The 18307-nt window shown below is 66.4% G+C and carries 20 protein-coding genes and 1 pseudogene; 6 read left to right on the top strand and 15 right to left on the bottom strand.

The annotated features are described in order from the left end of the window. Positions 1-191 precede the first annotated feature (191 nt). The gene (locus AZKH_RS16840; RefSeq protein WP_015436994.1) at positions 192-1184 is read left to right on the top strand and encodes a DMT family transporter; all 993 of its coding nucleotides are present in this window, start codon (positions 192-194) and stop codon (positions 1182-1184) included. Here AZKH_RS16840 and AZKH_RS16835 read toward each other — a convergent pair. Then, entirely contained in the window at positions 1181-1447 is a 267-nt protein-coding gene (locus AZKH_RS16835) for a lipoprotein (RefSeq protein ID WP_041656317.1), read from the bottom strand. The two genes, AZKH_RS16840 and AZKH_RS16835, sit on opposite strands and share 4 nt — an antisense overlap. 71 nt (positions 1448-1518) lie before the next feature. Between AZKH_RS16835 and AZKH_RS16830 the strand changes: the two genes are divergently transcribed. Together AZKH_RS16830 and AZKH_RS16825 are read left to right on the top strand one after the other, a co-directional pair. Then, entirely contained in the window at positions 1519-2745 is a 1227-nt protein-coding gene (locus AZKH_RS16830) for a glycosyltransferase family 1 protein (protein WP_015436992.1), read from the top strand. Positions 2746-2755: 10 nt separating this feature from the next. Then, positions 2756-3676, top strand: a complete 921-nt coding sequence (locus tag AZKH_RS16825; RefSeq protein ID WP_015436991.1) for a UDP-2,3-diacylglucosamine diphosphatase — start codon at positions 2756-2758, stop codon at positions 3674-3676. 38 nt (positions 3677-3714) lie between these two features. Here the strand turns inward: AZKH_RS16825 and AZKH_RS27700 are convergent. The 9 genes and pseudogenes from AZKH_RS27700 to AZKH_RS16785 form a co-directional block, all read right to left on the bottom strand. Next, positions 3715-4110 (bottom strand): annotated as a pseudogene (locus AZKH_RS27700) (NADPH-dependent FMN reductase); the annotation flags it as partial. A gap of 128 nt (positions 4111-4238) precedes the next feature. After that, positions 4239-4625 (bottom strand): DoxX family protein, encoded by a 387-nt coding sequence (locus AZKH_RS16820; protein ID WP_015436990.1) that lies wholly within the window; start codon positions 4623-4625, stop codon positions 4239-4241. A 104-nt stretch (positions 4626-4729) separates the two neighbouring features. After that, positions 4730-6148: a pyruvate kinase gene (gene pyk, locus AZKH_RS16815; RefSeq protein ID WP_015436989.1), complete on the bottom strand. Its 1419-nt coding sequence runs from the start codon at positions 6146-6148 to the stop codon at positions 4730-4732. A gap of 72 nt (positions 6149-6220) precedes the next feature. Further along, positions 6221-6619, bottom strand: a complete 399-nt coding sequence (locus tag AZKH_RS16810) for a heme-binding protein (protein WP_015436988.1) — start codon at positions 6617-6619, stop codon at positions 6221-6223. A gap of 31 nt (positions 6620-6650) precedes the next feature. Next, positions 6651-7919, bottom strand: coding sequence for a glycerate kinase (locus tag AZKH_RS16805; RefSeq protein ID WP_015436987.1), 1269 nt, complete (start codon positions 7917-7919; stop codon positions 6651-6653). Positions 7920-8086: 167 nt separating this feature from the next. Then, positions 8087-8971, bottom strand: a complete 885-nt coding sequence (locus tag AZKH_RS16800) for a 2-hydroxy-3-oxopropionate reductase (RefSeq protein WP_015436986.1) — start codon at positions 8969-8971, stop codon at positions 8087-8089. A gap of 44 nt (positions 8972-9015) precedes the next feature. Next, positions 9016-9795 carry a hydroxypyruvate isomerase gene (gene hyi / locus AZKH_RS16795; protein ID WP_015436985.1) on the bottom strand — a complete coding sequence of 260 codons (780 nt, stop codon included), beginning with the start codon at positions 9793-9795 and terminating at the stop codon, positions 9016-9018. Between the two features lie 19 nt (positions 9796-9814). After that, entirely contained in the window at positions 9815-11590 is a 1776-nt protein-coding gene (gene gcl, locus AZKH_RS16790; RefSeq protein WP_015436984.1) for a glyoxylate carboligase, read from the bottom strand. Between the two features lie 200 nt (positions 11591-11790). Then, entirely contained in the window at positions 11791-11985 is a 195-nt protein-coding gene (locus AZKH_RS16785; RefSeq protein ID WP_041656316.1) for a glycine zipper 2TM domain-containing protein, read from the bottom strand. Here AZKH_RS16785 and AZKH_RS16780 point away from each other — a divergent pair. Beyond that, positions 11984-12319, top strand: a complete 336-nt coding sequence (locus tag AZKH_RS16780) for a hypothetical protein (RefSeq protein ID WP_041656314.1) — start codon at positions 11984-11986, stop codon at positions 12317-12319. The two genes, AZKH_RS16785 and AZKH_RS16780, sit on opposite strands and share 2 nt — an antisense overlap. Here the strand turns inward: AZKH_RS16780 and AZKH_RS16775 are convergent. From AZKH_RS16775 to AZKH_RS16765, 3 genes are read right to left on the bottom strand one after another with little or no spacing between them, the layout of a single operon-like run. Then, positions 12310-12633: a BON domain-containing protein gene (locus tag AZKH_RS16775; protein WP_015436983.1), complete on the bottom strand. Its 324-nt coding sequence runs from the start codon at positions 12631-12633 to the stop codon at positions 12310-12312. The two genes, AZKH_RS16780 and AZKH_RS16775, sit on opposite strands and share 10 nt — an antisense overlap. 44 nt (positions 12634-12677) lie before the next feature. Further along, on the bottom strand, positions 12678-13307 hold the full coding sequence (locus AZKH_RS16770) for a phospholipid-binding protein MlaC (protein ID WP_015436982.1): 630 nt from the start codon (positions 13305-13307) through the stop codon (positions 12678-12680). Positions 13308-13331: 24 nt separating this feature from the next. After that, positions 13332-13691 carry an EF-hand domain-containing protein gene (locus AZKH_RS16765; RefSeq protein ID WP_015436981.1) on the bottom strand — a complete coding sequence of 120 codons (360 nt, stop codon included), beginning with the start codon at positions 13689-13691 and terminating at the stop codon, positions 13332-13334. 207 nt (positions 13692-13898) lie between these two features. Between AZKH_RS16765 and AZKH_RS16760 the strand changes: the two genes are divergently transcribed. Then, on the top strand, positions 13899-15290 hold the full coding sequence (locus AZKH_RS16760) for a CHASE3 domain-containing protein (protein ID WP_015436980.1): 1392 nt from the start codon (positions 13899-13901) through the stop codon (positions 15288-15290). On the opposite strand, the gene AZKH_RS16755 is transcribed toward AZKH_RS16760, so the two are convergent. Together AZKH_RS16755 and AZKH_RS16750 are read right to left on the bottom strand one after the other, a co-directional pair. Further along, positions 15269-15904: a response regulator transcription factor gene (locus tag AZKH_RS16755; protein ID WP_015436979.1), complete on the bottom strand. Its 636-nt coding sequence runs from the start codon at positions 15902-15904 to the stop codon at positions 15269-15271. The two genes, AZKH_RS16760 and AZKH_RS16755, sit on opposite strands and share 22 nt — an antisense overlap. Before the next feature lie 58 nt (positions 15905-15962). Further along, a complete protein-coding gene (locus AZKH_RS16750) occupies positions 15963-16433 on the bottom strand; it encodes an Lrp/AsnC family transcriptional regulator (RefSeq protein ID WP_015436978.1) in 471 nt (156 codons plus the stop codon). A gap of 169 nt (positions 16434-16602) precedes the next feature. Between AZKH_RS16750 and leuA the strand changes: the two genes are divergently transcribed. Then, positions 16603-18300, top strand: a complete 1698-nt coding sequence (leuA, locus tag AZKH_RS16745; RefSeq protein WP_015436977.1) for a 2-isopropylmalate synthase — start codon at positions 16603-16605, stop codon at positions 18298-18300. Positions 18301-18307 lie beyond the last annotated feature (7 nt).

Below are 18307 nucleotides of genomic sequence, written 5' to 3'. Positions count from 1 at the left end.
CAGCCGACAGGGTCGATAGGCTGCATTAGCTCAACATGGAGTTATTTACGGTTTGTAAAAGGTTTGTCGGCAAAAAATGGAGTAAATTGCTTACAATGATGTTTTAGCTGACATGTCAGTGGCCGGCTTCCCGGCCCGCTCTTCGCCAACCCTCTCGCAAACCTCGCTTACCCATTGCCGGACGCCCACCGATGAACCGCAACCGAAGCCTGCTTCTCGCCAGCGCAGCCATGGTCCTGATGTCCGTGATCTGGGGCTACAACTGGGTCGTCATGAAGCAGGTGATGCGCTACGTCGGTCCCTTCGATTTCTCCGCGTTACGCACGCTGATCGGCGCGCTGGCGCTCTTCGCCGTGCTGGCGGTTCGACGCCGTTCGCTGCGCCTGGTCGCGCCGCTGCCGACGCTGTGGCTGGGCCTGCTGCAGACGGCGGCCTTCACCGGAATGATCCAGTGGGCGCTGGTCAGCGGCGGGGCCGGCAAGACGGCGGTGCTCGTCTACACGATGCCGTTCTGGCTGATGCCGATGGCGTGGATGTTCCTCGGCGAGCGCATGCGCGGTGCCCAGTGGTTGGCGAACGGCGTGGCGCTGGCAGGGCTGCTGCTCGTGCTCGAGCCGTGGGAGATGCACGGAAGTGCGATGAGCACCGTGCTCGGCGTGGTCGCGGGCTCTGCATGGGCAGCGAGTGCGGTGGTCGCGAAACGGCTGCGTGCGGGGGCGGAGGTCGATCTGCTGTCGCTGACTGCGTGGCAGATGCTGCTCGGTTCGCTCGTGCTGTGTGCGGTTGCGTGGCTGGTGCCGTCGCGTCCGGTGGAGGTAACTCCCTATTTCGTCGGTGCGCTGGTCTACTGCGCGCTGTTCGCCACCGGCCTCGCGTGGCTCCTGTGGCTGTACGTCCTCGATCGGCTGCCGGCGGGGATGGCGGGGCTGTCGTCGCTCGCCGTGCCGGCGATCGGCGTGCTGGCGGGCTGGATCGAGCTGGGCGAACGCCCGTCTCTGGCCGAAGGGACCGGCATGCTGTTGATCGCGGTCGCGCTGCTGGCGATCAGCGCGCTGGGGATGCGTGGCCGGAGACGACCGCACCCGGCGGTGCAATCGGCACAGAACCGACAGTTACATCAGCCGGACACGCGGGCGCCCGGCCTCGACCCCCGGGGCACGGGTGGGTGCCCGGAGACTCGTTAGCGCAGGTTCTCGGAGGTGAACAGCACCACCTGGTCGGCGACGAAGTTCACCTGGATGTGGCGGTTGTCGTCGCTCCACTTGCAGGTCTTGACCGCGAGGACGTCGCTGCACTTGTCCGGCGCGCCGAGCACTTGCTTGACCTCGTCGTAGCGCATGCCGACGCGGATCTTGTCGTAGTTCTCGACCGTGAGGCGGCTGCATCCGGCAGCCAGCGTGGCGGCGAGCGTGAGGGCGGTGAGGGAGAGGCGGGCTGAAATCTTCATGCCCAAGATGTAACACAGGCTTCACCGATCGGTCACGAATATTTCGTATCCGTCTTCTAGCCTTCGGGTTCATGAAAGACGTCGATTTCGTGACCGAAGAACGCTGCCTGCGGCCCTCCTTGCGGATCGCCCTGGTGACCGAAACCTGGGCGCCGGAGGTGAACGGCGTTGCGATGACGCTCGGCCGGATGGTCGATGGCCTGATCGCTCGCGGGCATCGCGTGCAGCTCGTGCGCCCGAAGCAAACGCTCTCGGACCAGGCGGCCGATCAGCCCGGCTTTCAGGAAGTCTTGTCGCCGGGGATGAAGATTCCCAAGTACGACGGACTGCGCTTCGGCTTGCCGGCGCGCGCGAGGCTCTTCCGTCTGTGGTCGCGCCAGCGGCCCGACCTGGTGCATGTCGCGACCGAAGGGCCGCTCGGCTGGTCCGCGGTGTCGGCGGCGGCGCGGCTCGGCATCCCCGTCACCTCTGATTTCCACACGCGATTCGACAACTACAGCTCGCACTACGGTGTCGGCTGGCTGGAGCGCCCGGTCGCGGCGTGGTTGAAGCGCATGCACAACCGCACGGCCGTGACCTTCGTGCCGTCGCGGGCGATCGCGCAGGATCTGCGGGCGCGCGGCTACCGCAGGGTGGAAGTGATTGCGCGCGGGGTCGATACCCTGCTCTTCAACCCCGAGCGGCGCAGCCGTGCGTTGCGCGAAGCCTGGGGCGTCGGAAAAGACGGGCTCGTGGCCGTGTATGTCGGCCGCGTCGCGCCGGAGAAGAATCTGCCGCTGGTGCTCGCCGCCTTCGACGCGACCCGGACCAAGCGGCCGGATGCGCGGCTCGTGATCGTCGGCGACGGACCGCTGCGCAAGTCGCTGCAGGATAGCCGTCCCGACGTGATCTTCGCGGGCATGCGCACCGGTGCGGATCTCGCGGCGCACTATGCGTCGGGCGACCTCTTCCTGTTCCCGAGCCTCTCCGAGACCTGGGGCAACGTGACGCTGGAGGCGATGGCGAGCGGCTTGTGCGTGGTCGCGTACGACTGCGCGGCGGCGGCCGAGGTGATCCGCGCCGGGCGCGACGGCCTGGTCGCACCGCCGGGCGACGAAGCCGCTTTCGTGCGCGAAGCCTGCCGCGCGGCCGAGGACCCGGCGCTGCGCCGAGCGCTCGCGGAATCGGGCTGCACGCGCAGCCGCATGCTCGATTGGGAACGCATCCACGACCGCTTCGCGGCGGCGCTGCAAGGCGTGGTGAACGAGGGGCCGGCCTGGGGAAGTGATTTCCTGTCCTTCAAGGCGACGGTGAGATAGGAGGCTGGTCGTGCCACAGGTCCGCTCCGTATTCATCTCCGACGTGCACCTCGGTACGCGCGCCTGTCAAGCCGAACCGCTGCTCGAATTCCTGCGCGAGCATCCGTCGGAATACCTGTACATGGTGGGAGACATCGTCGACTTCTGGGCGATGAACCGCAGCATCCAGTGGTCGGCGGCGCAGAACACCGTCGTGCAGAAGGTCCTGCGGCGCGCGCGGCAGGGCTGCAAGGTGTTCTTTATCCCCGGCAATCACGACGAGGCGCTGCGCCAGTACGACGGCATCGCCTTCGGCGACATCCGCGTCGAGTCCGAATGGGTGCATGAGGCGGCCGACGGGCGGCGCTATTGGCTGGTGCATGGCGACGAGTACGACCAGGTGACGCGCCATCATCGCTGGGTCGCGGTACTCGGCGACGTGGGCTACAACGCGCTGGTGCGGATCAACCACTGGCTGTCCTTCGTGCGTCGCGTGCTGCGGCGGCCGGGCTACTGGTCGCTCGCGGGCTACGCGAAGCAGAAGGTCAAGCGGGCGGTGAATTTCATCTTCGACTTCGAGTCGTCAATTGCGCATGCGACGCGTCGCCGCGGCTTCGACGGCGTGGTCTGCGGGCATATCCACTGGGCCGCCGACCACGAGATCGAAGGCGTGCGTTACATGAACTGCGGCGACTGGGTCGATAGCTGCAGCGCGATCGTCGAGCATGCCGACGGCCGCATGGAGATCGTGCGCTGGCGGGGCGCGCCGGCGCTGCCCGCGCCGGAATTCGTGCCGCTGCCGGCGCCCGTCGATCAGCCGCTCATTGCGGCGAGCTTGGCCGCGAGGCGCGCGACCGAGGCGCCGACGCCTTCGACCGAAGCACGGACCCGCGCGTCGATGAGTTCGCCCTCGGCATCGAACGCCGAATCGGCCTTCGGCACACCGACCTGATCGGGCACGACGAGGAAGCCCAGGTTCGACAGGTATTGCCGGCTGTGCTGCAGCGAGCGGATGCCGCCGAGCGCGCCGGGGGACGCCGCGACCATGCCGGCAGGCTTGCCGCGCACATGGATCGTGCCGGGCTTGCCCGAGCCGTCGGGAATCGGCCGCGACAGCCAGTCGAAGGTGTTCTTCACGAGCGGGGGAAAGAAGCCGTTGTACTCGGGCGTGGCGAGCAGCAGGCCGTGGTGTTCCGAGAACAGGGTCTGCAGGCGCGCCGCGGCGGCGGGGATGCCTTCGGCAGCTTCGAGGTCGCCGTCGTAGAGCGGCATTTCGTTGTCGCGCGGCTCGTAGACCGTCACCGTCGCGCCGGCCTGTTCGGCTCCGCGGACGAGAATCTTCAACAGGCGGCGATTCAGGGATTCGCGGCGGGCGCTGCCGGGCATCGCGAGAAGTCGGATCGTCGTCACGGCGTCATTTCCTCCATGGGGTCGCAGGGATGCATGGGCATGTTACAGACAGCCGGACGCAACCGCTCCTCGCGGGCGCGATGGCATGCGAACCGGAGGTGTTGCTAGGTCCGGTGTCGCAGCGTGGCGTCGATACTGTAACTGCCGGGGCCGTGGACGGCCAGGAGGAGCAATCCGCCGGCGATCGCGATGTTCTTCATGAACATGATGCTCTGCATCGGGTCGGCGAAATTGGTGTGGAAGAAGAGTGCCGCGAGCACGGTGAACAAGGCGAGGCCGAGCGCGGCGAGGCGGGTGAAGAGACCGATCACGACGGCGAGACCGCCGCCGAGTTCGGCGAAGATGACGAGCGGCAGCAGCATGCCGGGAAGGCCCGCCGATGCCATGTACTGCTGCGTGCCGGCGTATCCGGCGCCGAGTTTGCCCCAGCCGGCGATGAGGAACATCAGCGCGAGCATCAGGCGGACTGCGAGCGTGGCCGTGTCTTTCATCTTTTTCTCCTTGGCGACGGAAACGGGAGTGTGTACTTCCGATGTAGTCGACAGGAGCAGCGATTGCTTAGTGCCCGGACGCGGAGTGCGCCCGGGCCGCAGTCTCAATCCGGGATCTTCACGATATGCAGCAGGTTGGTGCTGCCGCTGCGACCGAAGGGGAGGCCGGCGATGACGACGATGTCGTCGCCGGGCTGCGCGAACTCGTGCGTCACGGCGGCGGTCTGGGCGTGCTCGACCATTTCGCCGACGTCATGGACGTCCTCGAAGGGCACGGGATGCACGCCCCACACCAGCGCGAGTCGGCGGGCGGTGGCGAGATGCGGCGTCAGGCCGAGGATCGGCGTCGCGGGGCGTTCGCGGCTCGCGCGCAGGCAGCTGAAGCCGCTGCTGGAGTAGGCGACGGTCGCGGCCGGCGAGAGCAGGGCGGTGACGCGGCGCAGCGCGCAGCAGATCGCATCGGGCGTATTGGCTTCGGGCGGGACGTGGCTCGCTTCGAGGCTTGTCCGCCAGGCGGGATCCTCTTCGACCTGTCGGATGATGCGGTCCATGATCGTCACGGCTTCGACCGGGAACTGGCCGGACGCGGATTCTGCGGAGAGCATCACCGCGTCGGCGCCGTCGTAGATCGCGGTCGCGACGTCGGAGGCTTCGGCACGTGTCGGCACGGGCGACGAGATCATCGATTCGAGCATCTGGGTCGCGACGACGACCGGCCGGCCGGCGCTGCGGGCGCTGCGCACGATCTGCTTTTGCAGCATCGGAACGCGCTCGGGCGGCAGTTCGACGCCGAGGTCGCCGCGCGCGACCATCACGCCGTCGGCGAGCGCGACGATATCGTCGAGGCGGTCGATCGCCGAGGGTTTTTCGAGCTTGGCCATGATCCATGCGCGGTCGCCGACGATTTCTCGCGCCTCGCGGATATCCTCGGGGCGCTGCACGAAGGACAGCGCCACCCAGTCGACGCCGAGCGACAGGCCGTAGTCGAGGTCGGCGCGGTCCTTGGCGGTCAGCGGCGAGATCGGCAGCACGACGCCCGGAACATTGACGCCCTTGCGATCCGACAGCGGCCCGCCGACGAGCACCGTCGTTTCCGCGAAGTCCGGGCCGAAGGCGTCCACGCGCAGGCGCAGCTTGCCGTCGTCGAGCAGCAGCTCGGTACCGGTTTCGAGCGCGGCGAAGATCTCGGGGTGGGGCAGTGTCGCGCGCGTCGCATCGCCCGGCGTGGGGTCGAGGTCGAGGCGGAAACGGCTGCCGTTCGTGAGCGTCACTTTGCCGCCGGCCATCGTGCCGATGCGCAGCTTCGGCCCCTGCAGGTCCATCAGCACGCCGATCGGGCGGCCGGTCTCGCGCTCGATGTCGCGGATCAGGCGCAGGCGTTCGGCGTGGTCGGCATGGCTGCCGTGGCTGAAGTTGAGGCGGAACACGTCCGCGCCGGCGTCGACCAGTTCGCGGATGCGTTCAGGGGTGGAACTCGATGGGCCGAGCGTCGCGAGGATGCGCGACTGGCGGTGGCGTCTCATGGGTGTCTCCTCGATGTTCTTTGGGATTCGTCGGGCGGGAATCATTATTGTCCGCCCGACGTTGCAGATTGATTAGGCGAGGGCGGCGATGCCGGCGCGGGCAATCTGGGCGTCTTCCGGCGCCTTGACGCCCGAGACGCCGACCGCGCCGATCACGGTGCCGTCGATGATAATCGGTTCTGCGCCTTCGAGTGTCGCCACCGGCATATGCAGCGCCGCGAAGCGGCCGCCATTGACCATGTCTTCGAGCGCCTTGCTGGGTTTGCCCGACAGGGCGCTCGCGCGGGCCTTGTCGGGGGCGATCGTCGCACTCATCACCGGAGCGCCGTCCATGCGCTGCAGCCACAGCAAGTGACCGCCGGCGTCGCAGACGGCAATGCTGACGGCCCATTTGTTATTGGCCGCCTCGGCTTCGGATGCGGCGGCGATGCGCTTGACGTCGTCGAGGGTGAGGGCTTTGATCGTTTTCATATGGGCTCCGGATGGATGAAGAATGCGCCGTTCAGCGAATGAGAATGGCGCGGAAATCGTTGACGTTGGTCAGCGTCGGGCCGGTCACGAGCGAGTCGCCGAGCGCTTCGAAGAAGCCGTGACCGTCATTGTTGGCGAGGCTATCGCGCGGGCGGATGCCCTGCGCCCATGCGCGCTTCAGGGTGTCGGGGGTGACGAAGGCGCCGGCGATCTCTTCGAGGCCGTCCACGCCGTCGGTGTCGCCCGCGACTGCATGCACGCCCGGCTCGCCGTCTAGCGCGACTGCGAGCGACAACAGGAACTCGACGTTGCGCCCGCCACGGCCATTGCCGCGCACGGTTACCGTCGTCTCGCCGCCGGAGAGCAGCACGCAGGGCGCGGCGACCGGCTGGCGGTGGCGGCGGGCCTGTAGCGCGATGCCGGCCATCACCTTGCCGACATCGCGCGCTTCGCCTTCGATGCTGTCGCCGAGCAGGACCGGCGTGTAGCCCGCGCAGGCGGCGATCTTCGCGGCTGCTTCGAGGGCCATTTGAGGGGTCGCGACGAGCGTCGTCGTGACGCGGGCGAGGCGGGCGTCGCCGGGTTTCACGGTTTCGCCGGCGCCGCTTTCGAGCATGGCGCGGGCGGCTTCCGGCAGGTCGATGCCGTAGCGCGCGACGATCTCCAGCGCGTCGGCGCAGCTCGTCGGGTCGCCGACGGTGGGGCCGGAGGCGATGTCGATCGGGTTGTCGCCGGGCACGTCCGAGATCAGGAGATTGACGACGCGGGCCGGATGGCAGGCCGCGGCGAGGCGTCCGCCCTTGATCGCCGAGAGGTGGCGGCGCACGCAGTTCATCTCGGAGATCGTCGCGCCGGACTTCAGCAGCGCGCGGTTGATCGCCTGCTTGTCTTCGAGCGTGATGCCTTTGGCGGGCAGCGGCAGCAGCGCCGAGCCGCCGCCCGAAATGAGGCAGATTACGAGGTCGTCTTCGGTGAGTCCCTGCACCGTCTCCAGCATCGCGCGCGCCGCAGAAAGGCCCGCGGCGTCGGGCACCGGGTGGGCGGCCTCGACGATCGTGATGCGTTCGCAGGGCACGGCGTAGCCGTAGCGGGTCACGACGAGGCCGGACAAGTCGCCCGGCCAGTGGCGTTCCAGCGCCTGCGCCATCGCGGCCGAGGCCTTGCCGGCGCCGATGACCACCGTCCGCCCTTTCGGCAGGGCCGGCAGGTGGCGCGGAATGCAGCGCTCGGGCTGGGCGGCGTCCACCGCCGCGGTGAACATCTGGCGCAGCAGGGCGCGGATGTCGTCTTCAGTGGTCATGGCAGGATCCGGTTCGGAAAATGGGATGACGGGAGGTCGAAGGACTGGAGCACTCGTTTGACCTGGCCGGAAGGCATTCGTCCGCCGCGAAAAGCGGGGCCGGATGTTCGCCCGCGAGCCCTGCGGGGAACATCCGGTATTACGCGTATTGCCTTCCAGGCAGATGCTTACTGGCCAATCTCGAAGTTCGCCATCTTCTCCAGCGCTTGCACCATCGCCGAGTGATCGCGGCCGGCGCCACCGTGGGCGGCGCAGGAATTGAACAGTTCCTGGGCGGTCGCGGTGTTCGGTAGCGACATGCCGATCTGGCGCGCGACGCTCAGCGCTAGGTTGAGGTCCTTCTGGTGCAGCTCGATGCGGAAGCCCGGATCGAAGGCGCGCTTGATCATCCGTTCGCCGTGCACTTCGAGGATGCGCGACGAGGCGAAGCCACCCATCAGCGCCTCGCGGACGCGCGCCGGGTCGGCGCCGTTCTTCGCGGCGAAGAGGAGCGCCTCGGCGACCGCCTCAATGTTCAGCGCGACGATGATCTGGTTCGCGACCTTGCAGGTCTGGCCATCGCCGTTCTTGCCGACCAGCGTGATGTTCTTGCCCATCAACTGCAGGATCGGCAGCGCCTTCTCGAAGGTCGAGTGCTTGCCGCCGACCATGATCGACAGCGTCGCGGCCTTCGCGCCAACCTGGCCGCCCGAGACCGGCGCGTCGAGGTATTCGCAGCCGAGGTCGTTGATCTTCTGCGCGAACTGCTTCGTCGCGACCGGGCTGATCGAGCTCATGTCGATGACGGTCTTGCCCGGCGTGAGGCCTGCAGCAACGCCGTTCGCGGCGAACAGCGCCTCTTCGACGTTCGGCGTGTCGGGCACCATCAGTATGATGAAGTCCGACTTCTCGGCGACTTCGCGGCCCGTCTCGCACACGGTCGCGCCGGCGTCGACGATCTGGCGCGGCATCTTGCCGTGGGTGTTCACGAACAGCGTGTGGCCGCCGTCGATGAGGTGCTGGGCCATCGGCGCGCCCATGATGCCGAGTCCGATGAATCCGATGTTTGCCATGATGTGTTCTCCTTTATGCGTGGTGTCTCTGTCGGGGCGGGGGCTTAGCGTGTCAGCGCATCGATCCAGCCCAGTCCTTCGCGGGTAGTGGCGGCCGGCTTGTACTCGCAGCCGATCCAGCCCTGGTAGCTGCTGCGGTCGATGAAGTCGAACAGGAAGCGGTAGTTGATCTCGCCCGTGCCCGGCTCGTTGCGGCCCGGGTTGTCCGCAAGCTGGATGTGCGCGATCTGCGGCAGGTAGCGCGCGATCGTGTTCGCGAGCTCGCCTTCCATGCGCTGCGCGTGGTAGATGTCGTACTGGATAAAGAGGTTGTCCGAGCCGACCGCTTCGAGGATCTCCGCCGCCTGCGCCGTACGGTTCAGGTAGAAACCGGGGATGTCGTAGGTGTTGATCGGCTCCATCAGCAGGCGGATGTCCGCTTCCTTCAGCTTGCCGGCGGCGAAGCGCAGGTTCTCGATGAAGGTCTCGCGGACGCGCCCCGCCTCGATGCCGGCCGGCGTCTTGCCGGCGAGGCAGTTCACCTGCTTGCAGCCGAGCGCCTGCGCATACTCGATCGCGCGGCCGACGCCGTCTTGGAATTCGCCGACGCGCGACGGATCGCAGGCGATGCCGCGCTCACCGGCTTCCCAGTTGCCGGCCGGCAGGTTGTGCAGCACCTGGGTGAGGCCGTAGCGTTCCAGCTTCTCGGCGAGTTCTTCCTTCTTGAACGCGTAGGGGAAGAGGTATTCGACGCCCTTGAAGCCGGCATCGGCGGCCGCCTCGAAGCGGTCGAGGAAGGCGACCTCGTTGAAGAGCATCGTCAGGTTGGCAGCAAACTTCGGCATTTTTTCGTCTCCTCCGGATTCAGTCGAGCAAGGCGATGGCGGTCGGCGCGTCGTCGCGGCTTTCGGCAAGCGCCTCGAATTCATTGATCGCGTTGATCTCGGTGCCCATCGCGATGTTGGTGACGCGTTCGAGGATGATCTCGACCACCACCGGCACGCGGAACTCCTCCATCCACGCCTTGGCCTGGGCGAACGCGGGCTGGATGTCCTCGGGCTTGCGCACACGGATCGCCTTGCAGCCGAGGCCTTCGACCACACCGATGTGATCGACGCCATAGCCTTCAGTCTCCGGCGCGTTGATGTTCTCGAACGCGAGCTGCACGCAATAGTCCATGTCGAAGCCGCGCTGCGACTGGCGGATCAGGCCGAGGTAGGCGTTATTCACGACGACGTGGATGTAGGGCAGCTTGAACTGCGCGCCCACGGCCAGCTCCTCGATCATGAACTGGAAGTCGTAGTCGCCCGAGATCGCGACGACCTTGCGCTTCGGGTCCGCTGCGCACACGCCAAGCGCTGCCGGCACGGTCCAGCCGAGCGGGCCGGCCTGGCCGCAGTTGATCCAGTGGCGTTCCTTGTACACATGCAGGAACTGCGCGGCGGCGATCTGCGACAGGCCGATCGTGGTGACGTAGCAGGTGTCCTTCCCGAAGCTCTTGTTCATCTCTTCGTAGACGCGCTGCGGCTTCATCGGCACTTCCTCGAAGTGCGTCTTGCGCAGCATCGTGCGCTTGCGGCCCTGGCATTCCTCGACCCACTGGCGGCGGTCCGGCAGGCGGCCCGCGGCCTTCATCTCGCGGGCCACTTCGATCAGGCGGTCGAGTGCGGCGCCGGCGTCCGACACGATGCCGTAGTCCGGCCCGAACACGCGGCCGATCTGCGTCGGCTCGATGTCGATATGCACGAACTTGCGCCCCTCCGTATAGACCTCGACCGAGCCCGTGTGGCGGTTCGCCCAGCGATTGCCGATGCCCATCACGAAGTCGGAGGCGAGCATCGTCGCGTTGCCGTAGCGGTGCGCCGTCTGCAGGCCCACCATGCCGACCATCAGCGGATGGTCGTCGGGGATGCTGCCCCAGCCCATCAGCGTCGGGATCACCGGCACGCCCATGATTTCGGCGAACTGCTGCAACTTCGCGGCGGCATCGGCGTTGATCACGCCGCCGCCCGAGACGATCAGCGGGCGTTCGGCGGCGTTCATCATCGCGATCGCCTTCTCGGCCTGCGCACGGGTCGCGGCGGGCTTATAGACCGGCAGCGGCTCGTAGGTGTCGATGTCGAACTCGATCTCGGCCATCTGCACGTCGAAGGGCAGGTCGATCAGCACCGGGCCGGGGCGGCCGGAGCGCATCAGATGGAAGGCCTGCTGGAAGACGCGCGGCACCAGGGCCGGCTCGCGCACGGTCACGGCCCACTTGGTCACCGGCTTCGCGATCGACTCGATATCGACGGCCTGGAAGTCCTCCTTGTAGAGCCGGGCGCGCGGCGCCTGGCCGGTGATGCAGAGGATGGGGATCGAATCGGCCGATGCGGAGTACAGGCCGGTGATCATGTCCGTGCCCGCCGGGCCCGAGGTGCCGATGCACACGCCGATGTTGCCGGCCTTGGTGCGGGTGTAGCCTTCGGCCATGTGGGAGGCGCCCTCGACGTGGCGGGCGAGATAGTGCTTGAAGCTGCCGTCCTTGCGGATCGCGGAGTACAGCGGGTTGATTGCTGCGCCGGGAATGCCGAACAGCGTCGTGATGCCTTCCTTGCGCATCACTGCTGCGGCGGCGTCGACTGCTCTCATGCGGGCCATGGTGTCTCCTCCTGTTCCTGTTTCGGCTGATGCCGTTGATTGGGGTTGGATGCAGGATAGGGAGGAATGCCGGCCGGATGAATTGCCGCAGAGATCGTTTCTGTCGATACTTCAAGTATCGAATCAGCCCAAAGAAAAGCCCCGGCGCCTGGCCGGGGCTCGTGCTCCGAGGAGCGCGTCCGGTTGTTGAGAACTGAGCCTTACTTGCTCAGTTCGTGACCGATGATGCCGCCGACGGCTGCGCCACCCACCGCGCCTGCGGTGGAGCCGTGGGTCGCCGCGCTACCTACGCCCGCACCGGCCGCGGCACCGAGCACGGTGCCGCCGGTGGTGGAACAGGCGGAGACGCTAAAGGCAGCGGTCACAATCGCGAGAATGGAAATCAGCTGTTTCATGATGTCCTCCTTCCGGTTCGATCCGGGATCGGGGGGCGCAGCGCCGTCAGCCGGTCGTCAGCGGGGCGCTGAACCCCCCTGTTCGGTACTGCTCGACGGGGCGGTCGTCGAAGGTGCCGTCGACGAAGGCGCTTCGGCTGGCGGTGCGGTCGTGCTCGGAGGCGGCGTCGCCGGCGAGGACGCGGCTGGCGGCGTGCTCGTTTGCGGTGGCGGCGCCGACATGCCCGCGTCCTTGCCCTTGCCACACGCCGCGAGCAGCGGCATGGTCAGCAGGGCGACCAGTACGCCCCTGGGAATGGTCTTGAATGTCATGGTCTATGCTCCTCAGCCCTGACTGCTCTTCAGCCGGATATCGTTCTTGACCGACTGCACGCCCTTGACGCCACGCGCGACTTCGACGGCGCGGTCGATTTCCGTCTGCGAGTTCGCAAAGCCGGACAGCTGGACGACGCCCTTGAAGGTCTCGACCTTGATGTCCATCGCCTTCACGGTCTTGTCGGCGACGAATGCACTCTTGACCTTGGTCGTGATCACGCTGTCATCGAGGTATTCGCCGGTGCTTTCCTTGGTCGGGCCCGCGCTGCAGGCAGTGCTCATGGCAGTGGCGAGCAGGGCAAGCACGAAAGACCTTCGAGTAATGCTTTGCATGATGTTTCCTCCTTGTTGCTGCTCAGCTTCGGGCATCAAGTGCTTCAGCCCTTGCTGGGTTGCGGCGGTGCGCCGCGGTTCTTGTCCTGAAGGCTCTTGATCAGGCCGTCAGGGCCGCCTTTGGAGATTTCCGTGGCGAAGCTGCCGCGGTAATTGGTGACCAGGCTGACGTTGTCGATCGCGACGTCGAAGACCTTCCAGGTATCGCCGCTCTTGGCGAGCCGGTAATCGACCGCGATCGGCTTCGTGCCGGGCTGGTTGATCTCGGTATGGACCGAGGTATCGCCGTCCTTCGGTGCGCCCGGCGACGGCTTCACCGTGACGGTCTGGTTGCGGTAGGACGTCAGCGCGTTCGCGTAAGTACGGACCAGCAAGGTACGGAACTCGCGGGTCAGCGCTTCACGCTGGCCCGGGTTCGCCTGCCGCCATCCTTGGCCGACCGCCAGGCTCGTCATGCGCGGGAAGTCGAAGTGCGGGCTGACCTTGTCCTCGATCAGCGACATCGCCTTGCGATGGTCGCCTGCCTGCAAGTCCTTGTCCTGCTTAAGGATCGAAAGCACGTCGTCGGTCACGTTCTTGACCAGCGCATCCGGCGCCTCCTGGGCTGCCATCGACGCAAGCGGCGAGAACAGCAGCGGCAGGCTTACTAATGCGGCTCGAAGTTGTCGGATCATGAAAGGGCTCCTTCTGTCGATTGCTTACTGCTTGGAATGCGGCTTCTGCATCTCACCGGCATTCCATTCCAGCAGCGAAACCTTTCCGTTGTGATCGGTGTCCAGCGAGTCGAAGGTGCTCAGGATTTCGGCCGAGCGCTTGGCCTCGTCACGGGTGATCTGGCCGTCCCTGTTCTTGTCCAACTCCTTGAACAGCGGCGGCACTTCCGGCTTGCCCAGTTCAGCGGGGGTCGTGGCGGAAGGCGTGGTCTGGGACGGCGTGACTTGCCCGGTCGTGGAACCGGTACCCGTAGCCGGTGCCGACTTGGTCGCATCGGCCCCGTTTGCGCCGAGCGGCAGCGCACCGGCGAGTACCAATGCAACGATACTGAGGGCGGTTTTCATCACGGTTCTCCTCTACGAAGATGAGATGGTGTTCGGTGGGCCGGCGGCGGGGACGGGCTTTTGCCTCGCATCCCTTGTGATTCACGGTCAGCCAAACTCATCGTATGAAGCGGCACGGCCGACGTCTGTCGGACGAGGCGGAATCGCGTGTAGGACTAGTCCTGCAAGGAAGACGCGGGAGGAGCGTGCCCGCCACGGAGGTTCGTCATGAAACTGATCAAACCGACTCGTGCCGACGTCCTCGCCGAGCGCATCGCCCGCCACGGCCGCCACGCCTTGCTCGCGCTCGGCTGCGGGCTGGTGGTCCTGCTCCTCGTATCGAGTTTCGGGCAGGCAGGGGCCAGCCTCGATGCACTGGAGGAACTCCAGCTCCAGGCCGAACGGACCGGGCGGCTCGACAGCATGCTGATCCAGCTCGTCGACGCCGAGAGCGGCGTGCGCGGCTACCTGCTTACCCGCAACCGCGCCTACCTCGAGCCCTACCTGAACAGCCTCGCGACCGTGAAGTACACCCTCGAGGACCTGCGCCAGGACCCGGTGACCTGGCAGCACAGCGAAGGCGACCTCGCCCAGCTCGCCGGACTTATCGCGCTCAAGATGCGCATCATGTCCGACGAGGTCGCGCGCGGACGCGTCGATGACGAGGCGCCCGCGGCGGGGGACGGCCGGCGTTACATGGATGGCATCCGCAAGACGCTGGCGGACGTCAAGCGCCGCACGCTCGCGCACGGACAGCGTTCGCTGGAGGAGTCGATCGAGCACGTCGAGCATACGCGCTGGGTCGTCGCGACCTTGTCCGGCGGCGCGCTGGTCCTGCTGCTGATCCTGTTCGTGACCTTCCGTCGGCAGGTGCGCCTGCGCGAACAGATCGCCGGGTTGCTGCACGAGGAGAACCGGCGCCTCGACAGCCTGGTCCGTGCGCGGACGGCGGAGCTATCGGATCTCGCCACCTACCTCACCAACGCCCGTGAAGCCGAACAGGCGCATCTCGCGCGTGAATTGCACGACGAACTCGGCGCGTTGCTGACCGCCGCTCGGATGGACATCGCATGGATCATGCGCAAGCTCGATCCGGCCGCCCTCGTGCCGCACCGCGAGCGCTTCGACCGGTTGATCAGCACCATCGAAAGCGGCATCGCGCTCAAGCGCCGCATCACCGACGACCTGCGTCCGCCCTTGCTCCAGGAACTGGGGCTCGTCGCGGCGCTGCGCACGCTCGGCGACGAGTTCGCCAAGGGCGCCGGCGTGAAGGTCACGCTCGATCTGCCGGACACCGACCTCGACCTGCCCGCCGACGCCGCGCTCGCCTTGTTCCGCATCGCCCAGGAAGCGCTCACCAATATCCGCCGCCATGCCGCCGCGCGCCACGTCAAGCTGGCGCTACAGCCGTTGCACGACAGTCTGCGTCTGATCATCGAGGACGACGGCACCGGATTCGAACCCGAGGCTGCCCCCAAGGGGCATCACGGCATGGCCGGCATGCGCCACCGCATGCAGATGCTGAGCGGCGACCTCCACGTCGACAGCATGCCCGGCGACGGCACACGCATCGTCGCGAGCCTGCCGGCGACCGTGCGTTACGCGACGATGAGCCCGTGATGGATCGCGTACGCCGCGAGTTCCGCATTGCTCGCGACGTCGAGCTTTTCCAGGACGCGCGAGCGGTAGGTGCTGACGGTCTTCACGCTGAGCGCGAGCGATTCCGCGATATCGGACACGGATTCCCCCTTCGCGAGCCGCAGGAAGACCTGCAGCTCCCGCTCTGACAACTGCTCGTGCGGCAGCCCCGCGCCATCGCCCGTCACCTCGGCCGCGAGGAGCTCCGCCGTCCGCGCCGAGACATAGCGTCGCCCGGACGCGACCGTGCGGATCGCACGCACCAACTCCTCGTGGTCGCAATCCTTGCACAGATACCCGTCGGCCCCGTTGCGCAGCATCGCAATCGCATAGCGCTCCTCGGGAAAGCCCGACAGCACCAGCACCCCCAATGCGTCGTAGTGCTGGCGGATCGTCCGCAGCACGTCCACGCCACTCTGGCCGGGCAGGGCGATGTCGAGTAGCACCACGTCGCAGGGCGTCTCGCGCAGCCGTTCCAGCGCATCCTCGCCCGAAGCCGCCTCGAACGCGATCTGCATGTCGAGCTCCTCCGAGAGGATCTCGCGGAAGCCGGTGCGGACAATCTCGTGGTCGTCGACGATCGCGATCTGCAGCATGGATGGCTCCGGTAAGGGTCCCGCCAATTAGTCCCCGGCGTTGCCGATCGGTTCGCCCCTATGCATCTCCGACCGGCAGCACCCCCTTATCCACGACCCGCCGCAGCACGAAGCTCGAATGCACGCCCGTCACGCCCGAGATGCGGGTGATGCGGTTCAGCAGCAATTCCTGGTAAGCGTCCATGTCCTTGACGACCACTTTCAGCAGGTAGTCCGCGGATTGCCCCGTGATCAGCAGACATTCAACGACATCCGGGATGTCCCGCACCGCCGCCTCGAAGTCCTTGAAGCGCTCCGGCGTGTGCTGGTCCATCGAAATCTGGATCAGCGCCATCAGCGACAGGCCGAGCGCCTTCGCGTCGACCTGCGCGCGGTAGCCCGAGATGAAGCCCGCTTCCTCCAGCGCCCGCACGCGACGCAGGCAGGGGGAGGGCGACAGGCCGATGCGGTCGGCGAGGTCCTGGTTACTGATGCGTCCGTCCTGCTGGAGGACGCGCAGGATCTCGCGGTCGTAACGATCGACTTCCATGGGATTGCCGTTATTTTGTTTGACAGGATGTATTATCGCGTGAGTGGCGGATGCAACGCAATAATCTGCCAAAAACAACCCGATTTTGCCTCAACAACGCAAGCCTCTGCCGACGCGTTTTGCGTAAGATGCATCCCATCGCACAACAACGAACGCAACGGAAAGAGCCATGTTGACCGACCCGTCCCGCAAGTACCGCCCGTTCCCGCCGGTGAATCTCCCGGACCGCCAGTGGCCGAGCCGCGTCATCGACAAGCATCCGATCTGGATGAGCACGGACCTGCGCGACGGCAACCAGTCGATCTTCGAGCCGATGGATGCCGCGAAGAAGATGCAGCTCTTCCACACGCTCTGCGACATCGGCTTCAAGGAGATCGAAGTCGCCTTCCCATCCGCGTCGCAGATCGAATTCGGCTTCGTGCGCGAACTCATCGAGGGCAATCACATCCCCGAAGACGTCACGATCGAAGTCTTGACCCAGGCGCGCGAAGAGCTCATCCGCCGCACGATGGAATCGATCCGCGGCGCCAAGCGCGCGATCGTGCACGTCTATAACGCCACCTCCGAGCCCTTCCGCGACATGGTCTTCGGCATGACCAAGCCGCAGATCGTCGAATTGGCCGTCAAGACCGTGAAGCTCATCAAGCAGCTCGCCGCCGAGCAGCCCGAAACGAAGATCACGCTCCAGTACAGTCCCGAGACCTTCACCGCGACCGAGCTCGACTTCGCGCTCGAAGTCTGCAACGCAGTCACCGAAGCCTGGGGCGCGACCCCCGACAACAAGGTCATCCTCAACCTCCCCGCGACGGTCGAAGTCGCGACGCCCAACATCCATGCCGACCAGATCGAATGGATGCACCGCAACGTCGCCCGCCGCGACAGCGTCCTCATCAGCGTCCATCCGCACAACGACCGCGGCACGGCGGTGGCCGCCGCCGAGCTTGCGCTCATGGCCGGTGCAGACCGCGTCGAAGGCTGCCTCTTCGGCAACGGCGAGCGCACCGGCAACGTCGACATCGTGACGCTCGCGCTCAACCTCTACACGCAAGGCGTGAATCCGGGACTCGACTTCTCGGACATCAACGCCGTCGCCAGAACCGTGGAGCACTGTACCCAGCTCCCGATCTCCCCGCGCCACCCATACGTCGGGGACCTCGTCTTCACGGCCTTCTCCGGCTCCCACCAGGACGCCATCAAGAAGGGCTTTGCCGCTCACAAGGCGGATCAGCCGTGGAACGTGCCTTACCTCCCAATCGACCCGGCGGACGTCGGCCGCAGCTACGACTCGGTGATCCGGGTCAACAGCCAGTCCGGGAAGGGCGGGATCGCTTACCTGCTCGAGACCGAATACGGCATCGTCCTGCCGCGGCGCTTGCAGGTTGAATTCGCGACCGTCGTGCAGAAGCACGCCGACACCCACAAGGGCGAAGTCGTGGCCGCCGACATCTGGCGCCTCTTCTCCGACACCTACCTCGCCAACGACAAGTCGGTGCGCTACGTCGAGCATCACCTCTTCGAGCACGGCGAAGCGCAAGGCATCCGCCTCACCCTCGAAGTGAACGGCCAGGCGCAGACGCTCGTCGCCGAAGGCAACGGCCCGATCGATGCCGCAGTCCGCGCACTGCATAGCCTCGGCATCGAGTTGCAGGTCAGGAGCTACGAAGAGCGTTCCTTCGGCAGCAGCGCCCAATGTGGCGACGCCCGCGCCTACGCGCTGATCGAAGTGGCCAAGCCGGGTGCCGGCGGCGACTGCTACGGCGTCGGCATCGACGAGAACATCGTCACCGCGTCGATCAAGGCGATGGTCAGCGCGCTGAACCGCGCCGGCGGTGCCGCACTCGCGACCGAGACGCCGCACGCAGCCTGATTGCACC

Origin of the sequence: Azoarcus sp. KH32C, from assembly GCF_000349945.1 — a bacterium.
Classification (GTDB): domain Bacteria; phylum Pseudomonadota; class Gammaproteobacteria; order Burkholderiales; family Rhodocyclaceae; genus Aromatoleum.
This window is presented reverse-complemented; position numbering and strand designations above follow the sequence as displayed.

Coding starts and splice junctions, on each gene's coding strand:
- AZKH_RS16840 (WP_015436994.1), top strand. CDS start 192: ATGAACCGCAACCGAAGCCTGCTTCTCGCCAGCGCAGCCATGGTCCTG.
- AZKH_RS16835 (WP_041656317.1), bottom strand. CDS start 1,447: ATGAAGATTTCAGCCCGCCTCTCCCTCACCGCCCTCACGCTCGCCGCC.
- AZKH_RS16830 (WP_015436992.1), top strand. CDS start 1,519: ATGAAAGACGTCGATTTCGTGACCGAAGAACGCTGCCTGCGGCCCTCC.
- AZKH_RS16820 (WP_015436990.1), bottom strand. CDS start 4,625: ATGAAAGACACGGCCACGCTCGCAGTCCGCCTGATGCTCGCGCTGATG.
- pyk (WP_015436989.1), bottom strand. CDS start 6,148: ATGAGACGCCACCGCCAGTCGCGCATCCTCGCGACGCTCGGCCCATCG.
- AZKH_RS16810 (WP_015436988.1), bottom strand. CDS start 6,619: ATGAAAACGATCAAAGCCCTCACCCTCGACGACGTCAAGCGCATCGCC.
- AZKH_RS16805 (WP_015436987.1), bottom strand. CDS start 7,919: ATGACCACTGAAGACGACATCCGCGCCCTGCTGCGCCAGATGTTCACC.
- AZKH_RS16800 (WP_015436986.1), bottom strand. CDS start 8,971: ATGGCAAACATCGGATTCATCGGACTCGGCATCATGGGCGCGCCGATG.
- hyi (WP_015436985.1), bottom strand. CDS start 9,795: ATGCCGAAGTTTGCTGCCAACCTGACGATGCTCTTCAACGAGGTCGCC.
- gcl (WP_015436984.1), bottom strand. CDS start 11,590: ATGGCCCGCATGAGAGCAGTCGACGCCGCCGCAGCAGTGATGCGCAAG.
- AZKH_RS16780 (WP_041656314.1), top strand. CDS start 11,984: ATGATGTCCTCCTTCCGGTTCGATCCGGGATCGGGGGGCGCAGCGCCG.
- AZKH_RS16785 (WP_041656316.1), bottom strand. CDS start 11,985: ATGAAACAGCTGATTTCCATTCTCGCGATTGTGACCGCTGCCTTTAGC.
- AZKH_RS16775 (WP_015436983.1), bottom strand. CDS start 12,633: ATGCAAAGCATTACTCGAAGGTCTTTCGTGCTTGCCCTGCTCGCCACT.
- AZKH_RS16770 (WP_015436982.1), bottom strand. CDS start 13,307: ATGATCCGACAACTTCGAGCCGCATTAGTAAGCCTGCCGCTGCTGTTC.
- AZKH_RS16765 (WP_015436981.1), bottom strand. CDS start 13,691: ATGAAAACCGCCCTCAGTATCGTTGCATTGGTACTCGCCGGTGCGCTG.
- AZKH_RS16760 (WP_015436980.1), top strand. CDS start 13,899: ATGAAACTGATCAAACCGACTCGTGCCGACGTCCTCGCCGAGCGCATC.
- AZKH_RS16755 (WP_015436979.1), bottom strand. CDS start 15,904: ATGCTGCAGATCGCGATCGTCGACGACCACGAGATTGTCCGCACCGGC.
- AZKH_RS16750 (WP_015436978.1), bottom strand. CDS start 16,433: ATGGAAGTCGATCGTTACGACCGCGAGATCCTGCGCGTCCTCCAGCAG.
- leuA (WP_015436977.1), top strand. CDS start 16,603: ATGTTGACCGACCCGTCCCGCAAGTACCGCCCGTTCCCGCCGGTGAAT.